Annotated in this window: 1 pseudogene; it reads left to right on the top strand. The window is 49.7% G+C overall.

Annotation, left to right across the window (positions count from 1 at the left end):
• Positions 1-382 (top strand): annotated as a pseudogene (locus EXE45_RS16935) (transcription initiation factor IIB family protein); the annotation flags it as partial.
• Between the last annotated feature and the right edge of the window lie 617 nt (positions 383-999).

The following is a 999-nucleotide window of genomic DNA, read 5'->3' as shown; positions in this document are numbered from 1 at the left end:
CTCTATCGACGAGGTTTCAACAGTGAGCCGCGTCGAACAAATTCGCGTTGAGCGGGCATATCGACACGTCTCACGTGAACTCGGGTTAGAAATTCCACCAACAGATCCTCGTTCGTTCATCGGGCGGATTGCGTCGGACGTGGAGTGTACGGACGCGACAGAGCGAGAGGCACGACGTCTCGCCGGAATAGCGGTTGAAAACGGTGTTCACAGCGGGAAACATCCGGTAGGCATCGCCGCAGGGGCACTGTACGCGGCTGCCAAACAGTGCGATGAGTCTCTCCGACAAGCAGATATCGCTCATGCTACGGACGTAAGCGAGATGACGATACGGAACCGGTATCCTGAGATTTTGGCCGCAACAGATACCGAGGATGAATAGGCACAGTGAGTAGTTGACTTTTGCTTGAGTAGGTTCGAATTGGACAGTATCGATCAAGGATTGTTTTGCTCTGTTGGATCGCATAACTGTGTCCGGACCAAGATATCACAAAAGGCGGAAAAATCATTTTTCGCCGTCGACAGCATAGATCAACCTCCTACGACATCTGCTGCCTTACTTCTCTTCCAAATGTGTGTTTCAGAAGCCCTCAACGGCGATACAGTTTCGATCTTGTTTTCACCTAGTCCTAACACATTCTGCGGATTTAATGAAAAACAGAAAGAGAAGCTAGAGTGAGTATATTATTCCAGATACTTAAGTAGAAAATAGAAGGCACGCATCAAATCTATCCTCCGAGATTATGCGGAGTGGTGGTATGGTGAGGTCGTTAACTTAACGGATCTCATCTCATAACCGCGCAAGGAGGGCAGCCCCAACGGGGAAGGGAACGTTATGATTCTCTGTCGAACTGTACCGAAAGGTCGACCGCGGGACGATCTCACGGTGGAAGATCCAACGGACTATCAGAAACGGAAGGGCAGCAGAGCAACAAGGGTGTTAATGTATCTCTTCTAATACCTCTGGCCCCCTCAGTATCCGGAAGAATTGCTCGTACT

The sequence above is a fragment of the Halorubrum sp. SP9 genome (assembly GCF_005435015.1).
In the GTDB taxonomy this organism is placed as follows: Archaea; Halobacteriota; Halobacteria; order Halobacteriales; family Haloferacaceae; genus Halorubrum; species Halorubrum sodomense.
The sequence above is the reverse complement of the archived record's forward strand: the minus strand, read 5'-3'. Positions and strand labels throughout refer to the sequence as shown.